The sequence below is a fragment of the Arcobacter sp. s6 genome, assembly GCF_040884245.1.
Lineage (GTDB): Bacteria > Campylobacterota > Campylobacteria > Campylobacterales > Arcobacteraceae > Aliarcobacter.
Window position 1 is genome coordinate 76,211 of the sequence record NZ_JBEVTN010000008.1, and the last position, 25,950, is coordinate 102,160.

At 27.2% G+C, this 25,950-nt stretch carries 27 protein-coding genes; 25 read left to right on the forward strand and 2 right to left on the reverse strand.

Annotated features, from left to right (window positions below):
- The 23 genes from atpC (at window position 1) to ABVS04_RS06405 (ending at window position 21,581) form a co-directional block, all read left to right on the forward strand.
- Window positions 1-378: an ATP synthase F1 subunit epsilon gene (gene atpC / locus ABVS04_RS06295; RefSeq protein ID WP_368029814.1), complete on the forward strand. Its 378-nt coding sequence runs from the start codon at window positions 1-3 to the stop codon at window positions 376-378.
- A 6-nt stretch (window positions 379-384) separates the two neighbouring features.
- The gene (locus tag ABVS04_RS06300) at window positions 385-945 is read left to right on the forward strand and encodes a MotA/TolQ/ExbB proton channel family protein (protein WP_368029815.1); all 561 of its coding nucleotides are present in this window, start codon (window positions 385-387) and stop codon (window positions 943-945) included.
- Window positions 946-949: 4 nt separating this feature from the next.
- The gene (locus ABVS04_RS06305) at window positions 950-1,339 is read left to right on the forward strand and encodes an ExbD/TolR family protein (RefSeq protein ID WP_368029816.1); all 390 of its coding nucleotides are present in this window, start codon (window positions 950-952) and stop codon (window positions 1,337-1,339) included.
- Between the two features lie 3 nt (window positions 1,340-1,342).
- Complete coding sequence (locus tag ABVS04_RS06310) at window positions 1,343-2,068, forward strand: TonB C-terminal domain-containing protein (protein ID WP_368029817.1); 726 nt, start codon at window positions 1,343-1,345, stop codon at window positions 2,066-2,068.
- 5 nt (window positions 2,069-2,073) lie between these two features.
- Window positions 2,074-3,345 carry a Tol-Pal system protein TolB gene (tolB, locus tag ABVS04_RS06315; RefSeq protein ID WP_368029818.1) on the forward strand — a complete coding sequence of 424 codons (1,272 nt, stop codon included), beginning with the start codon at window positions 2,074-2,076 and terminating at the stop codon, window positions 3,343-3,345.
- A gap of 324 nt (window positions 3,346-3,669) precedes the next feature.
- Window positions 3,670-4,209 carry an OmpA family protein gene (locus tag ABVS04_RS06320; RefSeq protein ID WP_368029819.1) on the forward strand — a complete coding sequence of 180 codons (540 nt, stop codon included), beginning with the start codon at window positions 3,670-3,672 and terminating at the stop codon, window positions 4,207-4,209.
- A 5-nt stretch (window positions 4,210-4,214) separates the two neighbouring features.
- Window positions 4,215-5,234, forward strand: coding sequence for a tetratricopeptide repeat protein (locus ABVS04_RS06325; RefSeq protein WP_368029820.1), 1,020 nt, complete (start codon window positions 4,215-4,217; stop codon window positions 5,232-5,234).
- Window positions 5,235-5,257: 23 nt separating this feature from the next.
- Window positions 5,258-5,836 carry a peptidylprolyl isomerase gene (locus ABVS04_RS06330; protein ID WP_368029821.1) on the forward strand — a complete coding sequence of 193 codons (579 nt, stop codon included), beginning with the start codon at window positions 5,258-5,260 and terminating at the stop codon, window positions 5,834-5,836.
- Between the two features lie 132 nt (window positions 5,837-5,968).
- Window positions 5,969-6,898, forward strand: a complete 930-nt coding sequence (fabD, locus tag ABVS04_RS06335; protein WP_368029822.1) for an ACP S-malonyltransferase — start codon at window positions 5,969-5,971, stop codon at window positions 6,896-6,898.
- A complete protein-coding gene (locus tag ABVS04_RS06340; protein WP_368029823.1) occupies window positions 6,891-7,586 on the forward strand; it encodes a 5'-methylthioadenosine/adenosylhomocysteine nucleosidase in 696 nt (231 codons plus the stop codon). The genes fabD and ABVS04_RS06340 overlap by 8 nt, the downstream gene beginning before the upstream one ends.
- A gap of 149 nt (window positions 7,587-7,735) precedes the next feature.
- Window positions 7,736-9,178 (forward strand): alanine/glycine:cation symporter family protein, encoded by a 1,443-nt coding sequence (locus ABVS04_RS06345; RefSeq protein WP_368029824.1) that lies wholly within the window; start codon window positions 7,736-7,738, stop codon window positions 9,176-9,178.
- Between the two features lie 134 nt (window positions 9,179-9,312).
- Entirely contained in the window at window positions 9,313-10,437 is a 1,125-nt protein-coding gene (locus tag ABVS04_RS06350) for a sensor histidine kinase (RefSeq protein ID WP_368029825.1), read from the forward strand.
- 4 nt (window positions 10,438-10,441) lie between these two features.
- Window positions 10,442-11,122: a response regulator transcription factor gene (locus ABVS04_RS06355; protein ID WP_368029826.1), complete on the forward strand. Its 681-nt coding sequence runs from the start codon at window positions 10,442-10,444 to the stop codon at window positions 11,120-11,122.
- 67 nt (window positions 11,123-11,189) lie between these two features.
- The gene (gene aspA / locus ABVS04_RS06360; RefSeq protein WP_368029827.1) at window positions 11,190-12,602 is read left to right on the forward strand and encodes an aspartate ammonia-lyase; all 1,413 of its coding nucleotides are present in this window, start codon (window positions 11,190-11,192) and stop codon (window positions 12,600-12,602) included.
- A complete protein-coding gene (locus tag ABVS04_RS06365) occupies window positions 12,599-13,093 on the forward strand; it encodes an asparaginase domain-containing protein (RefSeq protein ID WP_368029828.1) in 495 nt (164 codons plus the stop codon). Before aspA ends, ABVS04_RS06365 begins: the two co-directional genes overlap by 4 nt.
- A gap of 48 nt (window positions 13,094-13,141) precedes the next feature.
- Window positions 13,142-13,738 carry a lactate utilization protein gene (locus ABVS04_RS06370; protein WP_368029829.1) on the forward strand — a complete coding sequence of 199 codons (597 nt, stop codon included), beginning with the start codon at window positions 13,142-13,144 and terminating at the stop codon, window positions 13,736-13,738.
- An 88-nt stretch (window positions 13,739-13,826) separates the two neighbouring features.
- A complete protein-coding gene (locus tag ABVS04_RS06375) occupies window positions 13,827-15,737 on the forward strand; it encodes a cache domain-containing protein (protein ID WP_368029830.1) in 1,911 nt (636 codons plus the stop codon).
- A 121-nt stretch (window positions 15,738-15,858) separates the two neighbouring features.
- Window positions 15,859-16,779 carry a manganese-dependent inorganic pyrophosphatase gene (locus ABVS04_RS06380; protein ID WP_368029831.1) on the forward strand — a complete coding sequence of 307 codons (921 nt, stop codon included), beginning with the start codon at window positions 15,859-15,861 and terminating at the stop codon, window positions 16,777-16,779.
- Window positions 16,780-16,939: 160 nt separating this feature from the next.
- The gene (locus tag ABVS04_RS06385) at window positions 16,940-17,515 is read left to right on the forward strand and encodes a superoxide dismutase (protein ID WP_368029832.1); all 576 of its coding nucleotides are present in this window, start codon (window positions 16,940-16,942) and stop codon (window positions 17,513-17,515) included.
- A gap of 43 nt (window positions 17,516-17,558) precedes the next feature.
- Window positions 17,559-18,344, forward strand: coding sequence for a helix-turn-helix transcriptional regulator (locus tag ABVS04_RS06390; RefSeq protein WP_368029833.1), 786 nt, complete (start codon window positions 17,559-17,561; stop codon window positions 18,342-18,344).
- A 216-nt stretch (window positions 18,345-18,560) separates the two neighbouring features.
- Window positions 18,561-19,859, forward strand: coding sequence for a 2-isopropylmalate synthase (locus ABVS04_RS06395; protein WP_368029834.1), 1,299 nt, complete (start codon window positions 18,561-18,563; stop codon window positions 19,857-19,859).
- Between the two features lie 88 nt (window positions 19,860-19,947).
- Window positions 19,948-20,382, forward strand: coding sequence for a DUF1566 domain-containing protein (locus tag ABVS04_RS06400; RefSeq protein ID WP_368029835.1), 435 nt, complete (start codon window positions 19,948-19,950; stop codon window positions 20,380-20,382).
- A gap of 83 nt (window positions 20,383-20,465) precedes the next feature.
- A complete protein-coding gene (locus tag ABVS04_RS06405) occupies window positions 20,466-21,581 on the forward strand; it encodes a PQQ-dependent sugar dehydrogenase (RefSeq protein ID WP_368029836.1) in 1,116 nt (371 codons plus the stop codon).
- Between the two features lie 95 nt (window positions 21,582-21,676).
- Here the strand turns inward: ABVS04_RS06405 and ABVS04_RS06410 are convergent, their stop codons facing one another.
- Both ABVS04_RS06410 and ABVS04_RS06415 read right to left on the reverse strand, forming a co-directional pair.
- On the reverse strand, window positions 21,677-23,047 hold the full coding sequence (locus ABVS04_RS06410) for an NAD(P)/FAD-dependent oxidoreductase (RefSeq protein ID WP_368029837.1): 1,371 nt from the start codon (window positions 23,045-23,047) through the stop codon (window positions 21,677-21,679).
- A gap of 68 nt (window positions 23,048-23,115) precedes the next feature.
- The gene (locus tag ABVS04_RS06415) at window positions 23,116-24,177 is read right to left on the reverse strand and encodes an agmatinase family protein (RefSeq protein ID WP_368029838.1); all 1,062 of its coding nucleotides are present in this window, start codon (window positions 24,175-24,177) and stop codon (window positions 23,116-23,118) included.
- A 203-nt stretch (window positions 24,178-24,380) separates the two neighbouring features.
- Between ABVS04_RS06415 and ABVS04_RS06420 the strand changes: the two genes are divergently transcribed.
- A complete protein-coding gene (locus ABVS04_RS06420) occupies window positions 24,381-25,466 on the forward strand; it encodes a DNA alkylation repair protein (RefSeq protein ID WP_368029839.1) in 1,086 nt (361 codons plus the stop codon).
- A complete protein-coding gene (gene ybaK, locus ABVS04_RS06425) occupies window positions 25,450-25,920 on the forward strand; it encodes a Cys-tRNA(Pro) deacylase (RefSeq protein ID WP_368029840.1) in 471 nt (156 codons plus the stop codon). Before ABVS04_RS06420 ends, ybaK begins: the two co-directional genes overlap by 17 nt.
- Window positions 25,921-25,950: the final 30 nt, after the last annotated feature.

Below are 25,950 nucleotides of genomic sequence, written 5' to 3' on the forward strand. Positions count from 1 at the left end.
ATGGATACAATTAGATTATCAATCGTTACACCTAATGGAGAAATATTTAATGATGATGTAAAAACTGTTACTCTCCCAGGAAAAGAGGGAGAGTTCGGTGTTCTACCTGGACACTCATCATTAGTTTCTTCATTAACAGTTGGTGTAATTGTTATTGAAAAAGCAAATTCTACTGAAGCAGTTGCTATTAACTGGGGACATGTAAAAGTAGATGAAAAATCAGTTGATGTATTAGCTGATGGAGCTATTGCATTAACAGCTGGAAAAGACTCTGAAATTGCTAAAAATATTGAAGCTGCAAAAGAATTAGTTAACTCTGTAAAAGATTCTAATATCTCTGTTGCTTCTGTTGAAGCAAAAATTAATTCATTTGCATAGAAGCTCATGATAACTACATTACTAAATTATTTGGCAAATAGTAGTGCTATAACTTATATAGTTTTAGCACTATTGTCAACGTACCTAATCATAACTTTTTGGATTTTCTTTTATCGAAATGCTGCACTTTCTAAACTTATTAGTAATGAAAAAAAAGCATTAGAATCATTAACTTCAAGAGAAGCTAGGTTTTCACCATTGTCGGCACTAAATAAGTGTTCAAATAATTCAAATTCTAAAGAATTGCTTCACGCGTGTGAAATTAATTTAATTAAAGATGCAAGTCAAGGTGTATCTTGGTTAGCAATCATATCTTCAACATCACCTTTTATTGGTCTTTTTGGTACAGTTGTTGGTATATTAGAATCATTTGCAAAATTTGCAAGTCAATCAAAAGTTGCATTCTCTGTAATTGCACCTGCTATTTCAGAAGCATTAGTAGCAACAGCAGCTGGTATTTTAGTTGCAATCTTTGCATATACTTTCCATCAAATTATTTCAAGAAAAATATATGAGTTAAATATTTATCTTAAGGCAGAATCGCAAATTTTAATTGCTAAAGGGTAATACTGTGTACGATTTCAATGATAAACCAGAATTAAATATTACACCTTTAGTTGATATTATGCTAGTTTTATTAGCTATATTAATGGTTACAGCACCAGTAATAGAGTTCGAAGAACCTATTCAACTTCCAGTTGGAAGTAAATCAAAACAAGTACAAGACTTTCAAAAAATAGATATAATAATTACAAAAGATAGAATAGTTACATTAAATAAAAATAAAGTAGAAATAGCTAACTTTCCAGATAGTTTTTTACTATTTTCAAATGGTAAAGATCAAAATACTCCAATACATATTAGAGCAGATAAAGATTTAAAATATGATGATATTATTTTTGTTTTGAAATCATGTAAAGAAGCAGGTTTTCTTAAAGTGTCATTAGTAACAGATGGATAGTTGATGCAAAATAAATCTTCATTTATAATTTCAGGTATAATTGCAATTTCATTTTATGTTATGTTATGCTTAGGAATTCTTTTTTATATTATGAGCCCTGAGCCAAAAATGATTAGCATTATGCCTACAGCTACAACAATTGAACTTGATATGATTGTTGAAAAAAGTGATAAAAAAATGATTGAGAAAAAAGCAGAGAAAAAAATTGAAAAAGAAGAAGTACAAGAAAAAACTGCTTCTGCTTCAAATGAAAAAAGACCTGATTTAAAATCTTTATTTGCAAATGTTAAAGAAACAGCAAAAGCAGTTGCAAAAGAAGAAGTTAATAATGTTGAAAAATCAGCAGATCCTAAAAGATTTAAATCTAAATTTGAAAAAGAGAAAAAATCTTCAAATATTAAGATTGATAAATTGTTAGATGATGAAAAAACTACAACAAATGCTAAAAGTGCAAATGCAGCTAAGGGCGTTGAAACTGATGAGTATTTTTCAAAAGTAAATGATTTGTTATCGGTTTGGGTACCAGTTGGATCTGGATTAAAGGCTGTTGTTTTAGTTATGATTGACTTAAATGGTAAATTTGATTATCGTTTTGTAAATAAATCAGGTGATGAAGCATTTGATACATCTTTAGAGGCATTTTTGGATGAACAAAGAAATATTCCTTATCCAATACCTACAAAAGATAAAGCAATTAAAATTAATGTTGATTTCAAATCGGAAGGATAAAAATTATGTATAAAATATTTTTGTTAATATCTTTGATATTAAGTTCAGTTTTTGCACAAGTTGATGCAAATTTAGAAATTGTTAAAAAAGCAAATTCTATTCCAAAAATTTTGGTTTCAGTTGCTAGTAATGCATCAGAAATTGAAACTTTAAGCAAGATAAAGAAAAGTTTAATTGACGATTTAGGAGTAACAGGGCATTTTGAAGTAGCCACTGTTACAAGTCAATCTGCATATGATAGTTTACCAGATATTATTGGTTTATCTAATCAAGGAGTAAGTTTATATTTAAACTTATCAGCTAGAAAAGAAGCCTCTGGTGAATATACTTTGATGACTAAATTATATGATATTAATGCTAGAGCTTTAATTTTAGAGAAAAACTTTACTACATCACAAGAAGATAGATATGTTTTTTTAGCACATAAAGCAGCGATATCAATTAATGCATTCTTTAAAGCACCAAGTGTAGATTGGATGGATAAGTTTGTTGTTTTCTCTGTATATAAAGGACCTGGAAAGGCTGATATATTAATTGGTGATTATACTTTGACTTATAAGAAAACAGTTGTTACAGGTGGTTTAAACATCTTTCCTAAATGGGCAGATAACGATCAAAAAACTATTTATTATACATCATATGCTTATAAAAATCCTACTTTAGTAAAATTAAATATTTATACTAGAAGTAAAGAAGTAATGATGGAATCAGATGGAATGATTGCTTGTTCAGATGTAAATGATGATGGAAGTAAATTATTAGTTACAGCATCACCAAATAACCAACCAGATGTATTTTTAGTTGATGCAAGAACTAAAGCTAAAAAACAAATTACTAAATTTAGTGGGATTGATGTTGGCGCTCAATTTATTGAAGATGATTCAAGAATTGTATTCGTTTCAGATAGACTTGGTAATCCAAATATTTTTGCACAAGGTATAAATTCAACTGCTGTTGAAAGACTGGTTTACCACAGCAATAATAATTCATCTGCAACAGCATATAAAAATACTATTGTTTATAGTAGTAAAGATTCAAGTAATGAATTGGGTGATAAAAGCTTTAACCTTTATTTGATCTCTACAAAAACAGATAATTTAACAAGATTAACATCAAGTGGAATTAATCAGTTCCCTAAATTCTCTAATGATGGACAAACATTATTGTTTATTAAATCATTATCAGGAGTTAGTTCAGTTGGTATAATTAGACTTGATTATAGTAAATCATTCCTTTTCCCATTAAGTGGAGGAAGAATTCAATCTATTGATTGGTAAAAATATTCTATATCAAATGTTTTTATGCATTTGATATAGATTTTTTATTTTTTTTGTAATTTTATTTTTTACTAAAATATTTCTTTTTTATTTTTTTCAATATTTTCCCTTTTTATGGCTTTTTGAAGCCCTTTTGTAACTATAAATATCTTTTTATATTTTATTCTTAAACTTTAAGTTTATTTGATTTATACTACGATTACTGAATCAAAATTAATATTTATTTTGATAAAATAAATAAATGTGTTGAAATATGAAAACATAAACTATAATTAAGGTTCAGTTCAGTATTATTCCACAAATTTTACTTCAAGGAAAAAAATTATGAAAAAATTAGGTCTTTACTCTGTTTTAGTTGCAGCTTTATTATTTGCTACAGGTTGTAGTGAAAAAAATGCTGATATGAATGTTGAAAATGTTGCACAACCAGAAGTAGCTAATACTATTCCTGACACAAATATTGCTGATGGTAGTTTTTCTGCTTTAGAAAAAACTGGTGATGGTCAATACTTTATGATCAATGGACAAAAAGTATTTATTGCTAACATCTATTTCGGATTTGATAAATATGATTTAGCTGGTGATAACAAAGAAAAAGCAATGTCAAATGCTTCAAAATTATCAGCTTTAAATTCTGATACTACAGTAAAAGTTTCTGGTAACACAGATGAGTGGGGAACTGATGAGTATAACTATGCATTAGGTTTAAAAAGAGCTAACTCTGTTAAAGATGTATTAGTTGCTAACGGTGTAGTTGCTAACGTTTCTTTAGTTTCATTAGGTGAAAGTTCTCCAGTATGTACTGAGAAAACTAAAGATTGTTGGTCAAAAAACAGAAGAGTTGAACACGATTTAAGTAAATAATTTCAATGAATAACTATCTTCTATCTCTATTAGTAGTATCTTCAATTGCCGGAGCCCAAGAGGTTTCGGTATTTGATGCTGGAAATTTGAATGCAAATAGTCCTTATGGATTAAATTCTTCGGAAAAGCATATCTTAAAGAACCAAACAAATATAAATTCTTTATCTTCAAAAGTTGGAGATATGAATTCTTTAATTGAATCTATTAATAGAAGATTAGAAGGCTTAGAATCTACATATGAAGGTGATTCTGCAAAATTAAATTCAACAGTGTTGAAAATTAATGAATTATCACAGAAAATAGGCCAATCTTCAGATTTAGCTTCTAACAGCGATGCAGCTGAAATAAAAAATGTTTCTCAACAACTTTTAAATATGAAAAGTGACTCTGAAAAAGAGATGAAGGAAAGCATTAATACTTTAAAAGCTGCACTTGCTAAAATTACAACTTTAGTAAATAAAATTAACTCAGACTATGTTTCTTCTTCTGAATTAGAAAAAAATATGCAACAATTCATAACAAGAGAGGAATTTGAGGCCTTAAAAAAGACTCTGGGAGTAAAAACTACTCAAGTAACTCCAAAAAAAACTAACCAAGAAAAATCATCTGCAGTAGAAACAAATGTAACAGCTGATGAAGTAATAAAAGAAAATCTTACAGCAGAAGATAAAGTAAAACTTTTAAATGATGCAAAAAAAGATTTTGATGCTAAAAACTATAACAGTGCAATTCCTAAATATGAAAAACTAGTAGAAGTAAATTATAAACCAGCCGAAGGTAATTTTTATCTAGGAGAAATGTGGTATATAAGAAAAAAATATGATCTTGCAATAAGTCATTTTAAAAAATCTGCTGTACTTTATGATAAAGCAGCTTATATGCCTACATTATTATTGCATAGTGCTATTTCATTTGAAAATACTAAAGATAAAGATAATGCTAAGAATTTTTATAGTACATTAATAGATCTTTATCCAAGTTCGAGTGAAGCAACGATAGCGAAAAAGAATTTATCTAAATTATAATAATTATAAAATAAGGAAAACATATGTCAAAAGTAATAGGTATAGAATATACATTAAAAGATGCTAAAACAGGTGAGCAATTAGATACTAATGTTGGTCAAGCTCCATTAGAATTTATTTCAGGAAAAGGTCAAATTATTCCTGGACTTGAGTCTAAATTAGTTGAAATGTCTGCAAATGAAGAAGCAGATGTTTTAGTACAACCTGTTGATGCTTATGGTGAATATAATAATGAAGCTGTTCAAGTTTTACCAAAAGAGCAATTCGCTGGTATTGAATTAGTTGAAGGTATGTCTTTATATGGAACTGGTGAACAAGGTGAAACTGTACAAGTTGTAGTTAAATCATTCTCTGATTCAGATGTTACAATTGATTACAATCACCCAATGGCTGGAAGAACTTTAATGTTTTCCGTTTCTGTATTATCTTTAAGAGATGCAACTGAAGAAGAAGTTCAAACAGGTGTTGTTGGTGGAATGGCTGCTATGGGTGGTGGTTGTTGTGGTGGTGGCGGTGGTCACGATCACGGACATGACCATGGTGGAGGTTCTTGTGGAACTGAGCAACCTAAACAATCTCATGGTGGATGTGGTTGTCACTAATTTACAAAGTGTGAATACTTTAAAAGCCCAAGAGTTCTTGCTCTTGGGCTTTTTTATTTTAAAGACTAAAAAAATAGAGTATAATAATCTCTTAAAATACAAAATATAAAATTTATAATAAGGTGAAAACATATGAAAAAAGTTGCTTTTATTTTTCCAGGTCAAGGAAGTCAAACAATTGGTATGGGAAAAGATTTCTTTGAAAATAGTGAAATTGCAAAAGAAATGATTTCAAAGGCTAGTGAAAGATTAAATATTGATTTTGAAAAACTTTTATTTGAAGAAAATGATAATATAGGAAAAACTGAATTTACACAACCAGCGATTTTATTGGTAAGTTCAATTGCAAATGCTATTTTTAAAGAAAAATGTAATATTGTTCCTGAATTTGTATTAGGTCACTCACTTGGTGAATTTTCAGCCTTAGTAGCAGCAGGTGCAATTGATTATTTAGATGCAATTGAATTAGTTCATAGAAGAGGATTATTTATGACTGAGGCTTGTTCAGGTGGTGGTGCTGGAATGATGGCGCTTGTTGGTATTGATGATGAAGCTGTTGAAAAGATTTGTGTAGAGCAAAGAGAAGCTGGAAAACAAGTATGGCCTGCAAATTATAATATGGATGGTCAATTAGTTCTTGCTGGGATTAAAGCTGATTTAGAAGCTTTAGTTGATACTTTCAAAGATGCAGGTGCTAAACGAGCTATTGTTTTAGATATGTCTGTTGCTTCTCATTGTGAATTATTAACAAGTGCGGTAGAAAATTTAAAACCTTATTTAGAAGAATATTTAAATGATGAATTTATTCCTGTTATTTCAAATGTTAGTACAGAAGCTTATACTAGTAAAGATGAAGCTATAGAATTATTATCAGCTCAGCTCACAAGTCCTGTAAAATATAAGCAATCAATCATGGCTCATGAGTCAAAAGTAGATTTATTTATAGAGTTTGGAAATGGTATAGTTTTAAAAGGTTTAAATAGAAAAATTACAAAAGTGCCAACATTAAATGTTTCTGATATAAAAACTTTAGAAAGTGTACTTGGTGAATTAAATGACTAAATTAGCAATTATGGGAGCTATGCAAGAAGAGATTGAACCTCTTTTAGCATATTTTGATAAAGTAAATGTTGTTGAGTATGCAAATAACAAATATTATGAAGTAAATTATAAAGGTTTAGATATTGTAATTGCTTATTCAAAAATAGGAAAAGTATTTGCATCTTTAACAGCTTCAACAATGATTGAAAAATTTGGATGTGATACTTTATTATTCTCAGGTGTTGCAGGTGGAATCAATCCTAATCTTAAAATTGGTGATCTAATTATTGCTGATAAATTATGTCAACATGATTTAGATATAACAGCTTTTGGACATCCTCATGGATTTGTTCCAGGAGGAAAGGTTTTTGTTGAGACTACAAAAGACTTAAGAGATCTTGCTATAAAAGTAGCAAATGAAAATGATTTAAAAGTTATAGTAGGAACAATTGCTACAGGTGATCAGTTTGTTCACTCAAATGAGAGAAAAAAATTTATTGAAAAAACTTTTACTGCTGATGCATTAGAGATGGAAGGTGCAAGTGTTGCTGTTGTTTGTGATGCTTTAAATATTCCATTTTTTATTTTAAGAGCTATCTCTGATACTGCTGATATGGATGCAGGTTTTGATTTTGATGAATTCTTAAAATCTAGCGCTAAAAATTCTGCTGATTACTTAATCAAAATACTTAAAGAATTAAAGAAATAACTACTTCGTATATTATATAAATAAAATTGAAACTATTTTGGTTTCACTTTTATTTATTTTCTAATTAAACTACATTTTTTATTACTAAAAGACACCTTTTACACTCTTTTAGATGATAAAGTTTTCCTATATATTAACAAGGAGATTTAATGTTCGCAGAAATCAATACTTTTCTGAATGATCTTATTTGGGGTAATATTTTAATATATTTATTACCAGCATTAGGGATTTTTTTTACAATTAGTTCTAGATTTGTACAATTTAGATACTTTTTTAGAATGTTTAGTATTTTAAGAGATACTGTTCATGATAAGGATGGACATATTAGTTCATTTCAAGCTTTAATGCTAAGTGTTGCTGGTCGTGTTGGTGGTGGTAATATTGCGGGTGTTGCAGTAGCTATTACTCTTGGTGGTGCAGGTGCTGTTTTTTGGATGTGGGTTATTGCTCTTGTTGGAATGGCTACTAGTTTCTTTGAGTGTTCTTTAGCTCAGTTATATAAAGAAAAAGATGGTGTTGATTCTCGTGTTTACAGAGGTGGCCCAGCTTATTACGCAACAAAAGGTTTGGGTCAAAGATGGCTAGGTGTAATTATTTCTATTTTATTAATTATCACATTTGGTTTTGCATTCAATGCTACTCAATCTTTTATTATTTCAACTTCATTTGAAGCATCATTCAATCTTCCAACTTGGATTGGTGGTCTTATCGTTACTGCTGTTTTTGGTGTTACTATTTTTGGTGGTGTAAAAAGAATTGCTAGAATGTCTGAAGTTATTGTTCCTATCATGGCTTTAGGATATTTATTAATAGCACTTGTTGTTATTGTTTTAAATATAAATGAAATTCCTGGCCTAGTTTCTATGATTATAAATGAAGCGTTTAATCCAAGTTCTGCTATTGGTGGTGGTATTGGAGCTGTAATTTTACAAGGTGCAAAAAGAGGTATGTTTTCAAATGAAGCTGGACTTGGGTCTGCGCCAAATGTAGCTGCTGTTGCATATGTTGCTCATCCTGTTCAACAAGGTATCGTTCAATCATTCTCTGTATTTATTGATACTATTATTTTATGTTCTTGTACAGCATTTATAATTCTTTTATCAGGTGTTTATACTCCTGGTGCTAATGGAGCTGATGGTATTTTATTAACACAAAATGCTTTAATTGAACATATTGGTCCAATGGGTGGTTATTTTATTACTATTGCATTATTTTTATTTGGTTTTTCTTCAATGATTTATAACTATTATTTAGCTGAAAATAGTTTAAATTTCTTTTCTAAAGGTAATGTATTTATATTCAATATTTTTAGAATAGTTTGTATTTTACTTGTTATTTGGGGCTCATTCCAAGATTTAAGTTCAATATTTGCTTTTGCTGATTTAAGTATGGGATTATTAGCTATTATGAATATGATAGTAATTGCTTTATTATACAAACCAGTTCTACAACTTATTAGAGGATATGAGAGACAAATAAAAGAAGGGAAAACTCCTGTTCTTAGATATAATGACTATGTTGAATTCAATTTTGAAAAAGAAACTTGGAAGGAAATTGTTGATAATATCAATGATAAAAAAAGAAAAAAATAAGGAATAAAAACTTATTTTTTATTTTTTGAAGAAGAATTTAATAATTCTTCTTCCTTAAATGTTTTACTAAAAACACTTACTTTTAAGTAATATTTAGACACTATATCTTTAAAATAATAATTAAAAGGTCTTGTATGTTTAACAAAGAAGGAATTCCTTTTTTTGTAATTGTTATCCCCTTCCTTAGTATCTTCTTAATATCTTTTCTTGCTATTTCATATAGTCAAAAGCTTTCAAATAATAGTTTTGAATTAAGTATGAATGAGTATAAAAAATTGTATTTGCAGAATAATGAACAAAATAATAACTTAGAATTGTTTATTAAAAATAAAATAGATGAAAATAAAGTTATGAATAGTGATTTTACTAGCTTTATGTTAGCGGTTACTTCCGTGGTTACTCTTTTTATGGCATTTTTTTCATATATAATGATTTTAATCACAAAAGATCTTGTTAAAAAATATAAAAATGAAGTTGAAGAAAGAGAAGAGGAATTACACTCTTTAAATGAAAATTTATTTTTGAAAGTTCAAAATGGTATTGAAGAAGGAAAACAAAAAGATAAAAAAATATTAGAACAAGCAAAATTAGCAAGAATTGGTTCTATGATTTCTATGATTGCCCATCAATGGAGACAACCTTTAACTGAATTATCAGGTATTTTGATGGAGTTAGAAACAGCAACAAGATTTAAAAAAGTTGATGAGAATCATATTTTAGGTGCAATTGAAAAAAGTGATAAAATGATTCAATATATGTCAAATACTATTGATGATTTTAGGAATTTTTATAGACCTGATAAAGTAAAAGAAGAGTTTTTAGTTTCAATCTCTTGTAAAAGTGCTATAAATATTATTGGAGCTACATTAAAAAATTTTAATATAAAATTGAATATAAATATTGAAAATGATAAGAAAATTTATGGATATCCAACAGAATTTTCACAAGTTATTTTAAATATTTTAAGTAATGCAGCCGATATCTTAGTTGAAAAAAGTATTAAAAATCCACAAATTGACTTGAATATTGATACAAAAGGAATACTATCTATTATTACAATAAAAGATAATGCCGGTGGAATTCCACAAAAAAATCAAGAATTAATTTTTGATCCATATTTCAGTACAAAAGATTCATCAAAAGGAACAGGATTAGGGCTTTATATTTCAAAACTTATAATTGAGCGAAATATGGGTGGAGAGCTTAGTGTTTACAATGATGATAAAGGTGCTGTCTTTAAAATAGTAGTTGCAGGATAAATAAATGAATGAAGAATTATTAAAAGAGTTAAAAGATATATCTATTTTATGTGTAGAAGATGAAGATGGAATAAGAGATACTATTGTTAGTACATTAAAGTATTATTTTAATGAGGTTTATGAAGCAAGTGATGGAAATGAAGCTTATGAACTTTATGAGTATTATAAGCCTAAAATTATATTATCAGATATTCAAATGAAAGATTGCAATGGTCTTGAACTTGTAAAAAAAATTAGACAAACTGATAATGAAACAATGATTATTATGCTAACAGCATATTCTAATGAAGAATATTTAATAGAATTAATAAATTTGAATATCAATCATTTTATATTAAAACCATTAAATTTAAAAAAATTGAATGTTGCATTAGAAAAATATTTGATAAAAGCTGTTGAACCTATTTTATTAGTAGATGATTTAGTTTTAGATTCTCATAAAAGAGAACTTATTTACAAAGGTACAGAAATTATTCATTTAAGAAAAAGAGAGAAAGATTTTTTACATTTATTATATGAAAAAAAAGGTTCAATTCTAAAATATGAAGAAATTGAATTTGAACTTTGGAGTGATAAAGAGATGACAAGTCATGCTTTAAAATCATTTATTAAAGAACTTAGAAATAAGATTCCAGTTAATATAATCAAAAATGTACCTCAAGAAGGGTATACTTTAACTAAATAGAAATATACACACTTTTTACATACTTCTATTTTATATTATAATGAAATTATTAATTAAAAGGGTTTTTATGGAAAAATTATTAAGAATTGAAAAAGACTTTTTAGGTGAAAAAGAGATTCCATCAGACAAATATTATGGAATTCAAACATTAAGAGCAAAAGAAAATTTTAACATTACTAAAACAGATATATCTTTGTTCCCAAATTTTATTAAATCACTTGCAAAAGTTAAAAAAGCTTGTGCTTTAACTAATTATGAATTAGGTGATTTAACTGACATACAAAAAGATGCAATAGTACAGGCTTGTAATGAGATAATAGATGGAAAATTCCATGATCAATTTATAGTAGATCCTATTCAAGGTGGAGCTGGAACTTCTACAAATATGAATGCAAATGAAGTTATTGCAAATCGAGCTTTAGAAATTTTAGGAAAACCAAAAAGTTCATATGATATTATTCATCCAAATAATCATATAAATATGAGTCAATCTACAAATGATGTTTATCCTACTGCTATTAAACTAACTTTACATGAATTAATCTACAAACTAAAAGATTCATTAAGATTTTTAAGAGATTGTTTTGAAGAAAAAGCAGTTGAATTTAATGGTGTTTTAAAAATGGGAAGAACTCAGCTTCAAGATGCTGTTCCAATGACTTTAGGGCAAGAATTTAAAACTTTTGCTGTTATGATAGATCATGATATTTTTAAACTAAGAGAGGTTCAAACTCAATTAAAAGAAGTAAATTTAGGTGCAACAGCGATTGGAACTGGAATTAATACAAAAGCAGCTTATCAAAGAAAAGTTATTAGCAATTTAAGAGAAGTAACAGGTGTTGATTATATAAGTGCTGGAGATTTAATTGAAGCTACTCAAGATACAGGTTCATTTGTACATATCTCTGGAATGCTAAAAAGTGTTGCAATTAAAATATCTAAAATTTGTAATGACTTAAGACTTTTAAGTTCAGGTCCACGTGCTGGATTTAATGAAATAAATCTTCCTCCAATGCAACCTGGATCTTCAATAATGCCTGGAAAAGTAAATCCTGTTATGCCTGAAGTTGTAAATCAAGTTGCTTTTGAAGTGATTGGTGCAGATGTTACTATTTCAATGGCAAGTGAAGGTGGACAATTACAGTTAAATGTATTTGAGCCATTAATTGCTTTTAAACTATTTAATTCTATTAATATGATGAGAAGAGCATTTTACTCTTTGGGTGAAAAATGTATTAAAGGTATTACTGCAAATGAAGATGTTTGTATGGAAAATATTTTAAATTCGGTAACTATTGTAACTTGTTTAAATCCAATTATTGGATATGAAAAATGTTCTGCACTTGCTAAGGAAGCACTAAAAGCAAATAAAAGAGTATACGATATTATTTTAGAACAAGAATTATTTACAAAAGAAGAACTTGATGAATTATTAAAACCTGAAAATATGGTTAATAACTTTATTAAGGAAACTAAATGAGAATAACTGTATTAAATACAGGAGGAACTTTTAATAAAAGATATAATCCAATTAAAGGATTACTTGAAGTTCCTTTTGATAGTATAGCATTAGACAAGATTGTAAAATCTTGTCATAATGTAGAGTTTGATATTAAAAATATTGTTTCAAAAGATAGTTTAGAATTTACACAAGAAGATAGAGAGACTATTTTAAAAGAGATACAAAACAGTACAAGTGATAAAATTATCATAATTCACGGAACTGATACTGTTGATTTAACTGCAAAGTTTATTGAAGATAAAATTGATGGCAAAAAAATAGTTTTTACAGGAGCAATGGTTCCCATGAGTATTGATGAAGTGGAAGCAACTATGAATTTTTCACAAGCTATTGGATTTTTAAATGCTCCAATTCAAAATGGAATTTATTTATCTATGCATGGAGTTGTAGTAGAACACTCAAAACTTTTAAAAGACAGAAGTGTAGGGCAATTTTTAGTTAAAAATTAAGTTTATAAATTGAATAATATGTCAATTTATAAATATAGGATAAAGATTATGGAAAAATTAATTAATACTTTAAAAGCTTGCGGTTATGCCGTACATTTTGTACAAACAAAAGATGAAGCACTTGAACTATCAAAAACATTTATAAAAGCTAATATGAGTGTTGGACTTGGTGGAAGTGAAAGTGTAAAAGAGATTGGATTATTAGAATACTTAGTAAATAAAAAAGATATTACGCTTTTTAATCAATATGAAGATGGTATTTCTATGGATGAAAATATTCACAGAAGAAGACAAGGTCTAGTTTCTGATATTTTTGTTACAAGTACAAATGCTCTAACACAAGATGGAAAACTTGTAAATGCAGATGGAAGTGGAAATAGAGTTGCTGCTTTTTCTTATGGACCTAAAAATATTTTAGCAATAGTTGGAATTAATAAAATTGTTGAAAATCTAGAAGCAGGTTTCAAAAGAGTTATGGAAGTTGCTGCTGTTAAAAATATTGATAGAATAAATAATAAAGCAATTGAAATGGGTAAAGAACCAAAGTACAATCTTGAAAATATTGCAAATAAATTTTCTTGGGTAAAAGCTGATGATAAAGATAGAATCATCATTATTTTGGTTAATGAAGAATTAGGATATTAAAGAAATTTCTTAATATTTACTTGATAATTAAATTGACAAGATCTTTTTTTTCATATACAATATAAGTAACATAGACAGAAGGGTTCTTATGTATTTAGCAAATGAGAAGAAATTATTATTTATAATTAGATATCTATTATCTATTATTATATTATTACTTTCCATTTCACTTACCACTTTTTTATATTTTGAAAATAAATCAGCTTTTGAGAAAATAAAACAAGAAACAGAAGTAAAATTTATTAGCGAAAAAAAACAACTCATTAAAGAACAAATTGATAATATTTATGATTATGTTATTGATGAGCAAAATAGTACTGAAGAAAATCTAAAAAAAAGCCTTAAAACAAAAATTTATGATATTCATAAAGTAATTATAAATATTTATAATCAATACAAAGATATATACTCAAAAGAAGAAATAACACTTTTAATAAAAACTATAATAAAAGATATGAAGTTTAACGATAATCGAGGTTATTTTTTTATCTATGATAAAGATGGAAAAAATATTTTCCATGGTTTAAATGTAGAATTAGAAGATGAAAACCTAATAAAACACCGAGATTCACAAGGTGTTTATACTTTAAAAGAATCTTTAGATTCACTTAAAAATAGTGATGAATCATATCAAATATGGTATTGGAAAAAAACACAATCAGATGATCATGAATATAAAAAAATAGGTTTTATCAAAAACATAAATGAACTTGATTGGTTTATAGGAACAGGTGAGTATATAGAAGATTTTAAAAAAAATACACAAGCAGAAGTTATAAAACAAATTAGTAAATTTAGTTTTGGGGAAAATAGTTATATTATTGTTACAGATAAAAACAATAATTATATTAGTCACATAAATAAAGATTTAATCGGTAAAAATGCTTTTGAAAAAATAAAAGCTATAGATGAAAATAATAATTTAAAAGCAATATCAAAAGTAATAAATGAGTCTCAAGGCTATGTATTTTTAGATTTTTATAAACCAAATACTACTGATATAAAATCTAAAATTATATATTTACGAACTATTCCTAACTGGGATTGGGTAATTAGTACAGGTTTTTATAAGGATGATATTGATGTTTTAATTAATAAAGAAAAAGAGATATTAACCCTTGCTTATGAAAAAAATGTAAAAGAACTATTTTTAGGTTCTCTTCTTTCAACTTTTATTTTATTAGGTATATCTTTTTATATCTCTTTTATAATAGAAAAAAAATTAAATACATATAAAGCTAATATAAAAAGTTATATGGATGAAAATCAAAAACAATATGAACTTTTAGCACAAAAAACAAAATTGGTTGCTATGGGACAGATGTTAGAAAATATTGCACACCAATGGAGACAGCCTTTATCTTTAATTACTATTTTAACAAGTGGTATAAAAATAAAAAAAGAGTTAGATGTTTTAGAGGATGATTTTTTATTAAGTTCTTTAACCAATATAGAAAATAGTGCATATCATTTGAGTGAAACAATAGAAGATTTTAGAGATTTTTTTAGACCAGATAAAGAAAAAAGTCTTTTTTCTATGAATAGTGCACTTGATAAAACATTTAAACTTCTTCAAATTCAATTGGATAATAAACAAATAAAAGTGATTAGAAACATTGATGATTTATCTATAAATGGATTTGAAAGAGAGTTTCTGCAAGTTTTATTAAACATATTTAAAAATGCAATGGATGCCTTAGAGTTAGTTCCTAGCGAAAAATATATTTTTATAGATATACATCAAATAAATTCTAATTTAATTATAAAAATAAAAGATAATGCAGGTGGAATAAAAGAAGATATTATTAAACGTGTTTTTGAACCATATTTTACAACTAAACACCAAAGTCAAGGTACTGGAATAGGGCTTTATATGTCAGAAGAAATTATAACAAAACATATGGATGGTGAGTTAAACGTGCAAAATACAGATTTTGAATTTGAAGGTAAGAGATTTACTGGAGCCATGTTTATTATTACATTACCAATGAATATTTGATTTATAATTTTATATCTCGGACTTATTTTACATTATCCTATGCTATTAATTTTTTTATTTAAAAGTAACATAACTTTTATTTAGATAAAATGGCAAAAATTAATAAAAATTAGGACTTTATATGGCAATTTATACATGTGGACACACAACTCCTGATTCAGACTCAATCTGTTCAGCGATTTCATTAGGATATTTATTAAATAAAATTGGACGAGAAGCAATTCCAGCAAGACAAGGTCCTGTAAGTCCAGAGACTCAATTTATTTTAGATAGATTTGGTTTTGAAGCACCATTATTAAAAACTGAATTTGCAGGTGAAGAACTATTTATCACAGATTATTCTGATCGTGGTCAAGCACCAGCTGATATAGATAAAGCAACAGTTGTAGGTATCGTAGATCATCATAAATTAGGTGATATTACAACTTCAACTCCATTAGAGTGTTGGATTAGACCTGTTGGTTGTACAAATACAATAGTAAAAGAGATGTATGATTATCATAAAGTTGAAATTCCTGCTAATATTGCTGGAATTATGATGTGTGCAATTTTATCAGATACTGTAATTTTCAAATCACCAACATGTACTGAAGTTGATATTAAAGCTGTTAGAGAATTAGCTGCTATTTGTGGTGTTGAAGATTTTGGAGCACTTGGAATGGAGATGTTTAAAGTTAAATCAGCGGTTGAGGGTGTACCAGTGAGAGATTTAATTTTAAGAGATTATAAACCATTTGATATGCATGGAACTAAAGTAGGTATTGGACAACTTGAAGTTATCGATTTAGCTATTTTTGATAGTGTAAAAGATGAATTACAAGCTGATTTAGAAAAATTAAGAATTGAAAATAACTTACACACAACTTGTTTAATTTTAACAGACATTATGAAAGAAGGTTCTGAAGTTTTAGTATCTTCAAGTGATGCTTCGATTTTTGAAAAAGCATTTAACTGCAAACTAGTAGATGGAAAAGTTTGGTTAGATGGTTGTTTATCAAGAAAAAAACAAATCATTCCTTTCTTAGAACCTGCATTCGCATAATACTTTATAGACTTGGAACAAAACATACAAGGTTTTGTTCCTTTTTTTTCTTAAATCTTAATTTAATCAAATCCTTTTTAATTGTTGATATAATTTAATTAAATTTGACTATAATTTAATGTTCACAAATAAAATAAAATAATATATAAAAGGATATAAAATGAAACACGAATTAATGACTTTACCTTACGCTTTAGATGCTTTAGCTCCTTTGATGTCAAAAGAAACTCTAGAGTTTCATTATGGAAAACATCACCAAACATATGTTAATAAATTAAATGAATTAATAGAAGATACAAAATATAAAGATAAAAGTTTACTTGAAATAGTTTATGATTCAGAAGGTGCTATTTTTAATAATGCAGCACAAGTTTATAATCATGATTTTTTCTGGAAGGGATTAACTCCTAATCAAAGCGCTATACCTGAAAGATTGGAAGAAGCATTGGTTGGATGTTTTGGTTCTGTTGATGAATTTAAAAAAGAGTTTACAGCAAAAGCAATTGGACATTTTGGTTCAGGTTGGGCTTGGTTAGTTCAAGATAATGCTCAAAAACTAAAAATAGTAACAACACCGAATGCACAAACACCACTTGCTGATAATTTAAAACCACTTTTAGTGTGCGATGTTTGGGAACATGCTTATTACATCGATGTTAGAAATGCAAGACCTGCTTATTTAGAAAACTTTTGGAAACTTGTAAATTGGGATTATGTAGCAGAAAATTTAGGATAGAAAAAGAAAAGAGTATGTATTTTCATACTCTTTTTATTAATATATGAAATCAGATATTTTTAAAAATGATAAATTAGACTTTATAGAACTACTGTATTTAGAGGATGTAACTCCTTGCTCTAAAACTCATACCCATGAAGAATTAACAATATTTGCTATTAAAAAAGGTTCATTAAATTTGATTTTTAATGAAAGTTCATTTGAATTTTTACCAAATGAAATAGTTATTATAAACAATCATATTCCACATTTAGCATCTTTAAATAAAGAATCAAAAAATGGCTATGTTATTTATCTAAAAAAAGAGTATTTAAAGAATATAGATTTTAATTTTACTAGCTCTTATGAAATAATTAAAGATAAAAATATATATAAAAATTTTATAAAAATATGTGATTGTTTATTAGATAAAAAAGTATCTTTACTTGAAAAAGAGGAAATGTTTTATTCTTTTTGTTTAGCTTTTTTTTCTTTTGAATCAAAGCAAATAAATATAGAAAAAGAATCATTATTGGCTTTAGATATTAAAAAATACTTAGATGAAAATTACCTCGAAGAATTTATCTTAAATGATTTAGCTTTGAAATTTGATTTAACAGTTGTTCATTTAATTCGAGTTTTTAAAAAAGAGTTTGGTTTACCTATTCATTCTTATATTTTAAATAAAAAAGTACAAAAAGCTAAAGAGCTATTATCTTTTAATATGCCTATTATTCAAATAGCTCAAAATAGTGGTTTTTTTGATCAAAGCCATCTAAATAGGAGTTTTAAAAGAATCTTTCAAATCACACCAAAAGAGTATCAAAAACATATTTTTTCTAAATGTTAATTTTGTACAAGATTTAATTTTCTTTTATTGTTATACTTCAACAAATTTAGCAGGAGAATCAAATGATAGATACATATATAACAAATAAAAAAATTACTTTAAATTCTTTACTTCCTCTTCTCTAATTCTTTCAATTTAATACAATTTCAATACTAAAGATATAAAACCAAATAGGTTTTAAACAATTTTACCAATAATATATATGGAGAATAAAAGATGAGTTTTAAAAAATATAGACAATATCCTATTGTCGAAAATATGAATAGAAGATGGCCAAATAATACTATATCAAAAGCACCAATTTATTGTAGTGTAGATTTAAGGGATGGAAATCAAGCCTTAGTAAATCCTTTGACAGTAAAGCAAAAAATAGAGTATTTTAATCAGCTTGTTAAAATGGGATTTAAAAATATAGAAGTTAGTTACCCAAGTGCAAGTGATACAGATTTTAATTTTACTAGAAAATTAATAGAAGAAAACTTAGTGCCAGATGATGTTTTTATTCAAGTTTTAATTCCAGCAAAAAAAGAGTGGATTAAAAAAAGTGTTGAGGCTATGATAGGAGTAAAGAAAGGAATCTTTCATTTATATAATCCAACAAATGAGTTTCAAAAAAAAGTAGTTTTTCAAAAAAGTGATGAAGAGATTATTGCTATGGCTGTTGAGGGAATGAAGTATTTAAAAGAATTAACAAAAGATTTTGAGGGTGAAATTATATATGAGTATACGCCTGAAAGTTTTTCTCAAACTAATTTAGACTTTGCAGTTAAAATTTGTAATGAAGTTATAAAAGTAGTGAACCCAAATACAAAAAATAAAATGATAATAAATTTACCAAATACTTTAGAAGCTTGTATGCCAAATATTTATGCAGATAGAATAGAGTGGATGTGTAATAATTTAAATAATAGAGAATCTTTGATAGTTAGTGTTCATCCTCACAATGATAGAGGAACAGCCATCGCCTCAGCTGAAATGGCAATTTTAGCAGGTGCAAATAGAGTAGAGGGAACTTTATTTGGAAATGGGGAGAGAGCTGGGAATTTGGATTTAATTACTTTTGCTTTTAATATCTATTCTCAAGGAATCAATCCAGATTTGAATTTAACTTTTATAGATAAAGTAAAAGATTTTTTTGAAAAAACAACAAATATAAAAACTCATATAAGACATCCATATGTGGGAGAGATGATATTTACAGCATTTAGTGGAGGTCATCAAGATGCTATCAAAAAAGGAATGGATTTTTATAGAACTGAAGATTGTAAAGAATGGAATGTGCCATATTTATTAATTGACCCTAAAGATATAAATAGAGATTATGAAAAAGTAATTAGAATAAATTCTCAATCAGGAAAAGGCGGAGTGAGTTTTATCATAAGTGAGTTCTTTGGTGTGAAGATGACAAAAGAAGAAGAGATAGAATTTGGAAAAGTAATAAAAAAAATTTCTGATGAAAAAAAACAAGAATTAACTCAAAAAGAAATCATTGAATTATATAAGATAAAATTCTAAGTACATATTTCATTCTTTGATTATAATCAATATTATTTGAAATCAAGTAGGTTATAATAAATTCAAATTTTTATTATAAGGTTATTTTATGAAAATATTGAAAATTATAATTTTTGTTAGTTTACTTACTTGCTTAAATGCGCAAATGGTAAAACAAAGCGAATCTACTTTAAAAGATTCAAAAACAAACTTGTTATGGCAGGATACAAAAGAAGGTACGATAATAAGAAAAGATTTTTTAGAAGCGCAAAATTATTGTCAAAATCTTGAACTTGATGGGTACAAAAATTGGCAGATGCCAAATTTTTTAGAATTATTTTCTATTGTAGATACAAAATCTTATAATCCAACATTGCCAAAAGAGTTCAAATATTTTGTATCTGATAATTACTGGTCAAGTAAAACTTTTGGACATGGAGCAAGTGGGGAAGCTTTTGTTGTGAACTTTTTATCAGGAGCTTTTAATAGAGAGTTAATGGTAGATAAATTTTATATAAGATGTGTTAAATCTTTGGATAAATAAGTTTTTTATATTTTTAAAGAATTAATATAAATTTCAAATTGATATTATATAATAAATAAAATTATGTATTTAGAGGAAAAACAATGCATTTTATTTATCTATATATATTATTACCAGCTTTTTTATTTTCTCAAACTATTCAATACAAAAGTGAAGATGCAAATATTACAGTTGAAAAAATAGCTTCTGATTTAGGTGTTGTTTGGGGTATGACTTTTATCTCTGATGATGAACTTTTATTTACTGTTAAAACTGGGAATATTGGTATTTTAAATACTAAAACAAAAGAAATTAAAGATATTTTTAATATTCCAAAAAATCAGAACTTAAATTATTCTGGACAAGGTGGCTTATTAGATGTTCAAAAAAGTCCAAAATTTTCAAAAGATAATCAACTTTTTTTTACTTATGTAAAAGAAATAAATGGCAAAACTACAACGGTACTTGCAAGTGCAAAATTTCAAAATAATAAACTAACAAACTGGAAAGATTTATTTATAAGTAAAGCTTTTTTTGATACTACAAGACACTTTGGAAGTAGAATTACATTTGATGAAAATGGTCATCTATTTTTTTCAATAGGAGACAGAGGTGTTAGAGAGAATTCACAAAATTTAGAAAATCATGCAGGAAGTATAATCAGACTTAATCTTGATGGTTCAATTCCTCCTGACAATCCTTTTATCAATCAAAAAAATGCATTAGCTGAAATATACTCTTATGGACATAGAAATCCTCAAGGGCTTTTTTATGATAAAAAAACTTCTAAAATGTGGAGTATTGAACATGGACCAAGAGGTGGTGATGAAATAAATCTCATTGAAAAAGCTGAAAACTACGGTTGGCCTATAATCTCATATGGAAAAGAGTATTGGAATAATTTTCCTGTAGGGGAATCAACTTTTAAAGAAGGAATGCAACAACCAATAAAATATTATGATCCTTCAATTGCACCTAGTTCACTTATAGTTTATAATGGAGATTTATTTAAAAAATGGAATGGCAATATTTTCTCAGGAGCTTTAAAATTAATGCATTTAAATAGAATTGTTCTCGATAAAAACAACAAGGTAATAAAAGAAGAGAGATTATTAGAAAAGTTAAATGAAAGAATAAGAAATGTAATTCAATCTCCTGATGGAAAAATATATATTTCTACGGATAGTGGAAATATTTATAGTTTAAGTTCAAAAGATTAAAAAGTAGATTACTTTTTTGATGCTTAAAAAATAGTCACAATGTTTTTTAAGCATCTTTTTTACTATGATTTGTACTATATCTCTTAAATAAGTATTTAAAGATTATTATATTTTTCCACTTCTTTTACAGCTTCAACAGAAGCTGGAAGTAATGCCTCACTCAATGCTGGATGAATATAAAGCATTTCTTTTAAATGTCTTACATCATTATTTATATGCATTACTGCTAATACTTGATGCATCATAGTAGAACTCTCAGGCCCTATCATATGACATCCTAAAATCTCATAATTTTCTGGGTTTATAAGAAACTTAGTTACTGGATAATGAAGTCTCGTGGACATGGCTTTTGCACTTGCTAACCAGTTTGTAGTACTTGTAACGTATTTTATATTTTGTTCTTTTGCTTTTTGCTCTGTTATTCCAACACTTGCTATTTCAGGTTCTGTAAAAACAGCATGTGGCATATATTTAAATTGTAAAGCTTCTTTGCAATCTTCTAATAAAATCTTTCCTAAATGATTTATTTCATAAGCAGCTGCGTGTTGAAGCATATGTTTTCCAGATGCATCACCTACTACATAAACTCCTTTTGCATTTGTCTCAAAAAACTTATCTCTTTTTATAAAACCTCTTTCATCTATTTGAATAGATGTATTTTCTAGATTTAGTGAATTTGTATTTGATTCTCTTCCTGTTGCATAAAGTAGGGCATCACTTTGATGTTCTTTTGTTGTTGCATCTTTACTTTCAAGAATAAGATTAAATTGATTATTTTCATACTTTGTAGTTTTGATTGCTGTATCAAATAAAATATTCATTTTTTTACTAAATTCATCTTTAAAAATTGCAGATATATCTTCATCTTCATTACTTAAAATTCTTTGACTTCTAACTAGTAGAGTAGTTTTAATTCCAACGCTTGAAAAAAAGCTTGCAAGCTCACATGCAATAAAGCCAGCTCCAACAATAGTAATAGACTTTGGAATATCACCAAGTAAAGGAAAGATATCATCACTAGTCCAAGCTTTTTCATGTGGCGCTTTTATAGGTTTTGTGCCAGTAGCAATTACGATTTTAGGAGCTGTTAATTGCTCATCATTTACTTTGATAACATTATTAGAAACAAAAGAGCCGATACCTTTGTATATGTCTACGTTTTCATTAAATTTATTTTCATATATACCATCTATTTTTGAAATATAATTATTTGTTTTTTCAAATATTTTTTTAATATCAATACTATTTATAGATGAGTCTATAAAGTGTCTTTCTGATTCTTTTATAGCATTTGCAACGTGTGCATAACCTAATAATAGTTTTGAAGGTACACAACCTCTATTTGGGCAAGTTCCTCCTAAAGTAGATTTTTCAATTATAGCAACTTTTTTACCAGCTTTCCCAGCAGTGGCAGCAAGATTACTAGCTCGTCCTGCTCCAATAATTATTAAATCATATTTTTTCATTGTGTACCTCTTTTTATTGACTTGTTAGTTTCAAGTATATAGTAAAAGTATTAATTTTTTGTTTAGAATTATTTATAAGGTATTTTACCTTGACTTGCCAATAATGCTCCACAAAGTTGGTATAAAACTCTAGAACCAACATTTGCATCCCAACCATTTTCACTATCACCAACTTCACATAAATCAAAGCCTATGATATTTCTTCCACTTCTTACAATCATAAAGATTAGGTGTTCTAATTCACCATATCTGAAACCACTTGGAACTGGTGTTCCTGTATTTGGGCAGTTTAATGGCTCAAGTCCATCAATATCAATTGATAGATATACATTTTGTGGTAATTGATTTATATATGGTGAAAAAACATTTTCTAAAGAAACTCCCCACGCTAATTGTTGTTGCATATCAGTGTCATATAAACATGAAGCTCTATATCCATAATCTATTAGTGTTTGAGCTTCTTCATTACTATAATCTCTAATTCCAAATTGAACTAAGTTAGAAATTTTGTCACATTCATTCATTGCATTATAAAAAATAGAAGCATGAGAGTATGTAAATCCTTCATATGCTTTTCTTAAATCATGGTGAGCATCAACATGTAAGATTCCAAAACGCTCATTTTGAGTATCATTTAAAGCTTTTAAAAGTCCCAAAGGAGATGAGTGGTCACCACCAACAACTCCTACAAATTTTCCATTATTAAGTTGTTCGATTGATTTTTCATAAACGGCATTATTTAATGTGATAGAAGCTTCATTTACAAAATTTAAAGCTTTTTTACTTTTTTTACCATTCTCAAGTGCATCAATAACTTTTTTTGCTTTTTTTCTAGCTTTATTGCTAAGTTTTAGTAATCTTTTATCAGTATCAAGCATAGCAATACCAGCTGTATAAGGTTTAATATAATGATAAGTTTCAACGTCAAGTTGATGACTTGAAAGTCTCATAGCATCAGGAGCAAGTGCTGTTCCCTCACCATATGAAACTGTAGCTTCCCATGGTACGGGAATTAAAATTAAACTAGCCTCTTGAGGGTCTAATCTCCCACCAATAAAACCATCACCTTCAACGGGAGGTAATCCTTGCTCTAATACTTTTATTTCTTCTTGTAAAGTTCTATAAGACATATGAGTTTTCCTAATATTTTGTATTTATTTGATTTGTGAATTATAGGATAAATTAGGAAATAGTTCTGTTAATTTAAAAAAATTATATTCAAAATGATTATGTTTAAATACTTTTGTAAAGACATTATAAGTATAAGTTCTTTTCTAAGATAGATATAAGTGTAAATGATTTAATATCTAAACTAATTTAAAAAGAAGAAAATATGGCTGAACAATTAAAAAATGTATATACAAAAGAATATATAAAAAATTTAGTTTTTAAAATAAAAGAGAATTATAAAAAGTTTGATGAAAATAATTTTATAAACTCTATTTTTGATAATACTTGGCAAAACTTAGAACTAAAAGCTCGAATGCGTCATATTGCTATAACTTTAAATAAATATCTACCTTTGCAATATACAAAACAACTTGAAATTTTAAAAGAAGTATCAAAAGAGTTTTCTTCATTTGAAGCTATGTTTTTTCAAGATTTTGTTGAGGTTTATGGGCTTGATGATTTTGAGTCTTCTATGAAAGCTTTAGAGATTTTCACACAAGATTCTAGCAGTGAGTTTGCTATTAGGCAGTTTATTTTAAAATATGAAGATAAAACTATGAATCAAATGAAAGTTTGGGCTCAAAGTTCAAATGAACATTTAAGACGATTATCAAGTGAAGGTTGCAGACCTAGACTTCCTTGGGCTATTGCTTTACAAAAGTTTAAAAAAGACCCCACAAAAGTACTTGAAATAATAGAACTTTTAAAAAATGACAAAAGTTTATATGTTAGAAAATCAGTGGCAAATAATCTAAATGATATTTCAAAAGATAATCCACATTTAGTAATTGACTTTGTAAAGACAAATCTTGGAGTTTCAAAAGAGCTTGATTGGATTTGTAAACATGCAAGCAGAACACTTCTTAAAAAAGCTGATAAACAGATTTTAAAACTTTTTGATTTTAATAAATCATATCATATAAATATCACAAATTTTTCTTATGATTCTATTGTTAAAATAGATGGTCATTTAAATTTTTCATTTGAATTAACAGCTTTGGAAGACCTAGGAAATATTAGAGTTGAATATGCTATTGACTATTTAAAATCAAATAATACACATAACAAAAAAATCTTTATGATAAGTCAAAATGAGATAAAATCGAGTTCAAAAAAATTTACAAAAAAACAAAGCTTTAAAAATATGACAACTAGAAAACACTATTTAGGAATTCATTATATATCTATTTTATTAAATGGTGAAGAGATTATAAAGAAGGAATTTTTACTAAATGACACCTGCAATTAATTTACTCAAAAAGAACAAATGTGATTTTAAAATTCACAAATATGACCATGACCCTGCGTGTACAGATTTTGGAAATGAAGCGGTTGAAATGTTAGGTTTAGATGCAAATCAAGTGTATAAAACACTTTTAGTAGAATTAACTCCAAGGGAATTAGTTGTTTGCGTATTACCTGTATCAAATCAGCTAAGTTTAAAAGAGGTTGCAAGTGCTTTTGATGTAAAAAAAGCTGTGATGGCAAATAAAGATGAAGCTCAAAAAGTAACAGGATATTTACTTGGTGGTATATCACCTTTAGGACAAAAAAAATTATTAAAAACTGTTCTTGATGAGAGTGTAAATAAATTTAAAACTATCTTCATAAGTGGTGGAAAAAGAGGACTTGATATAGAAGTTAAACCAAAAGATTTACAAAAATTACTAAATGCTAAGATATGTGAAATAAAAGCTGTTTAAAAAAAATACACCTATATAAATAATCATTTA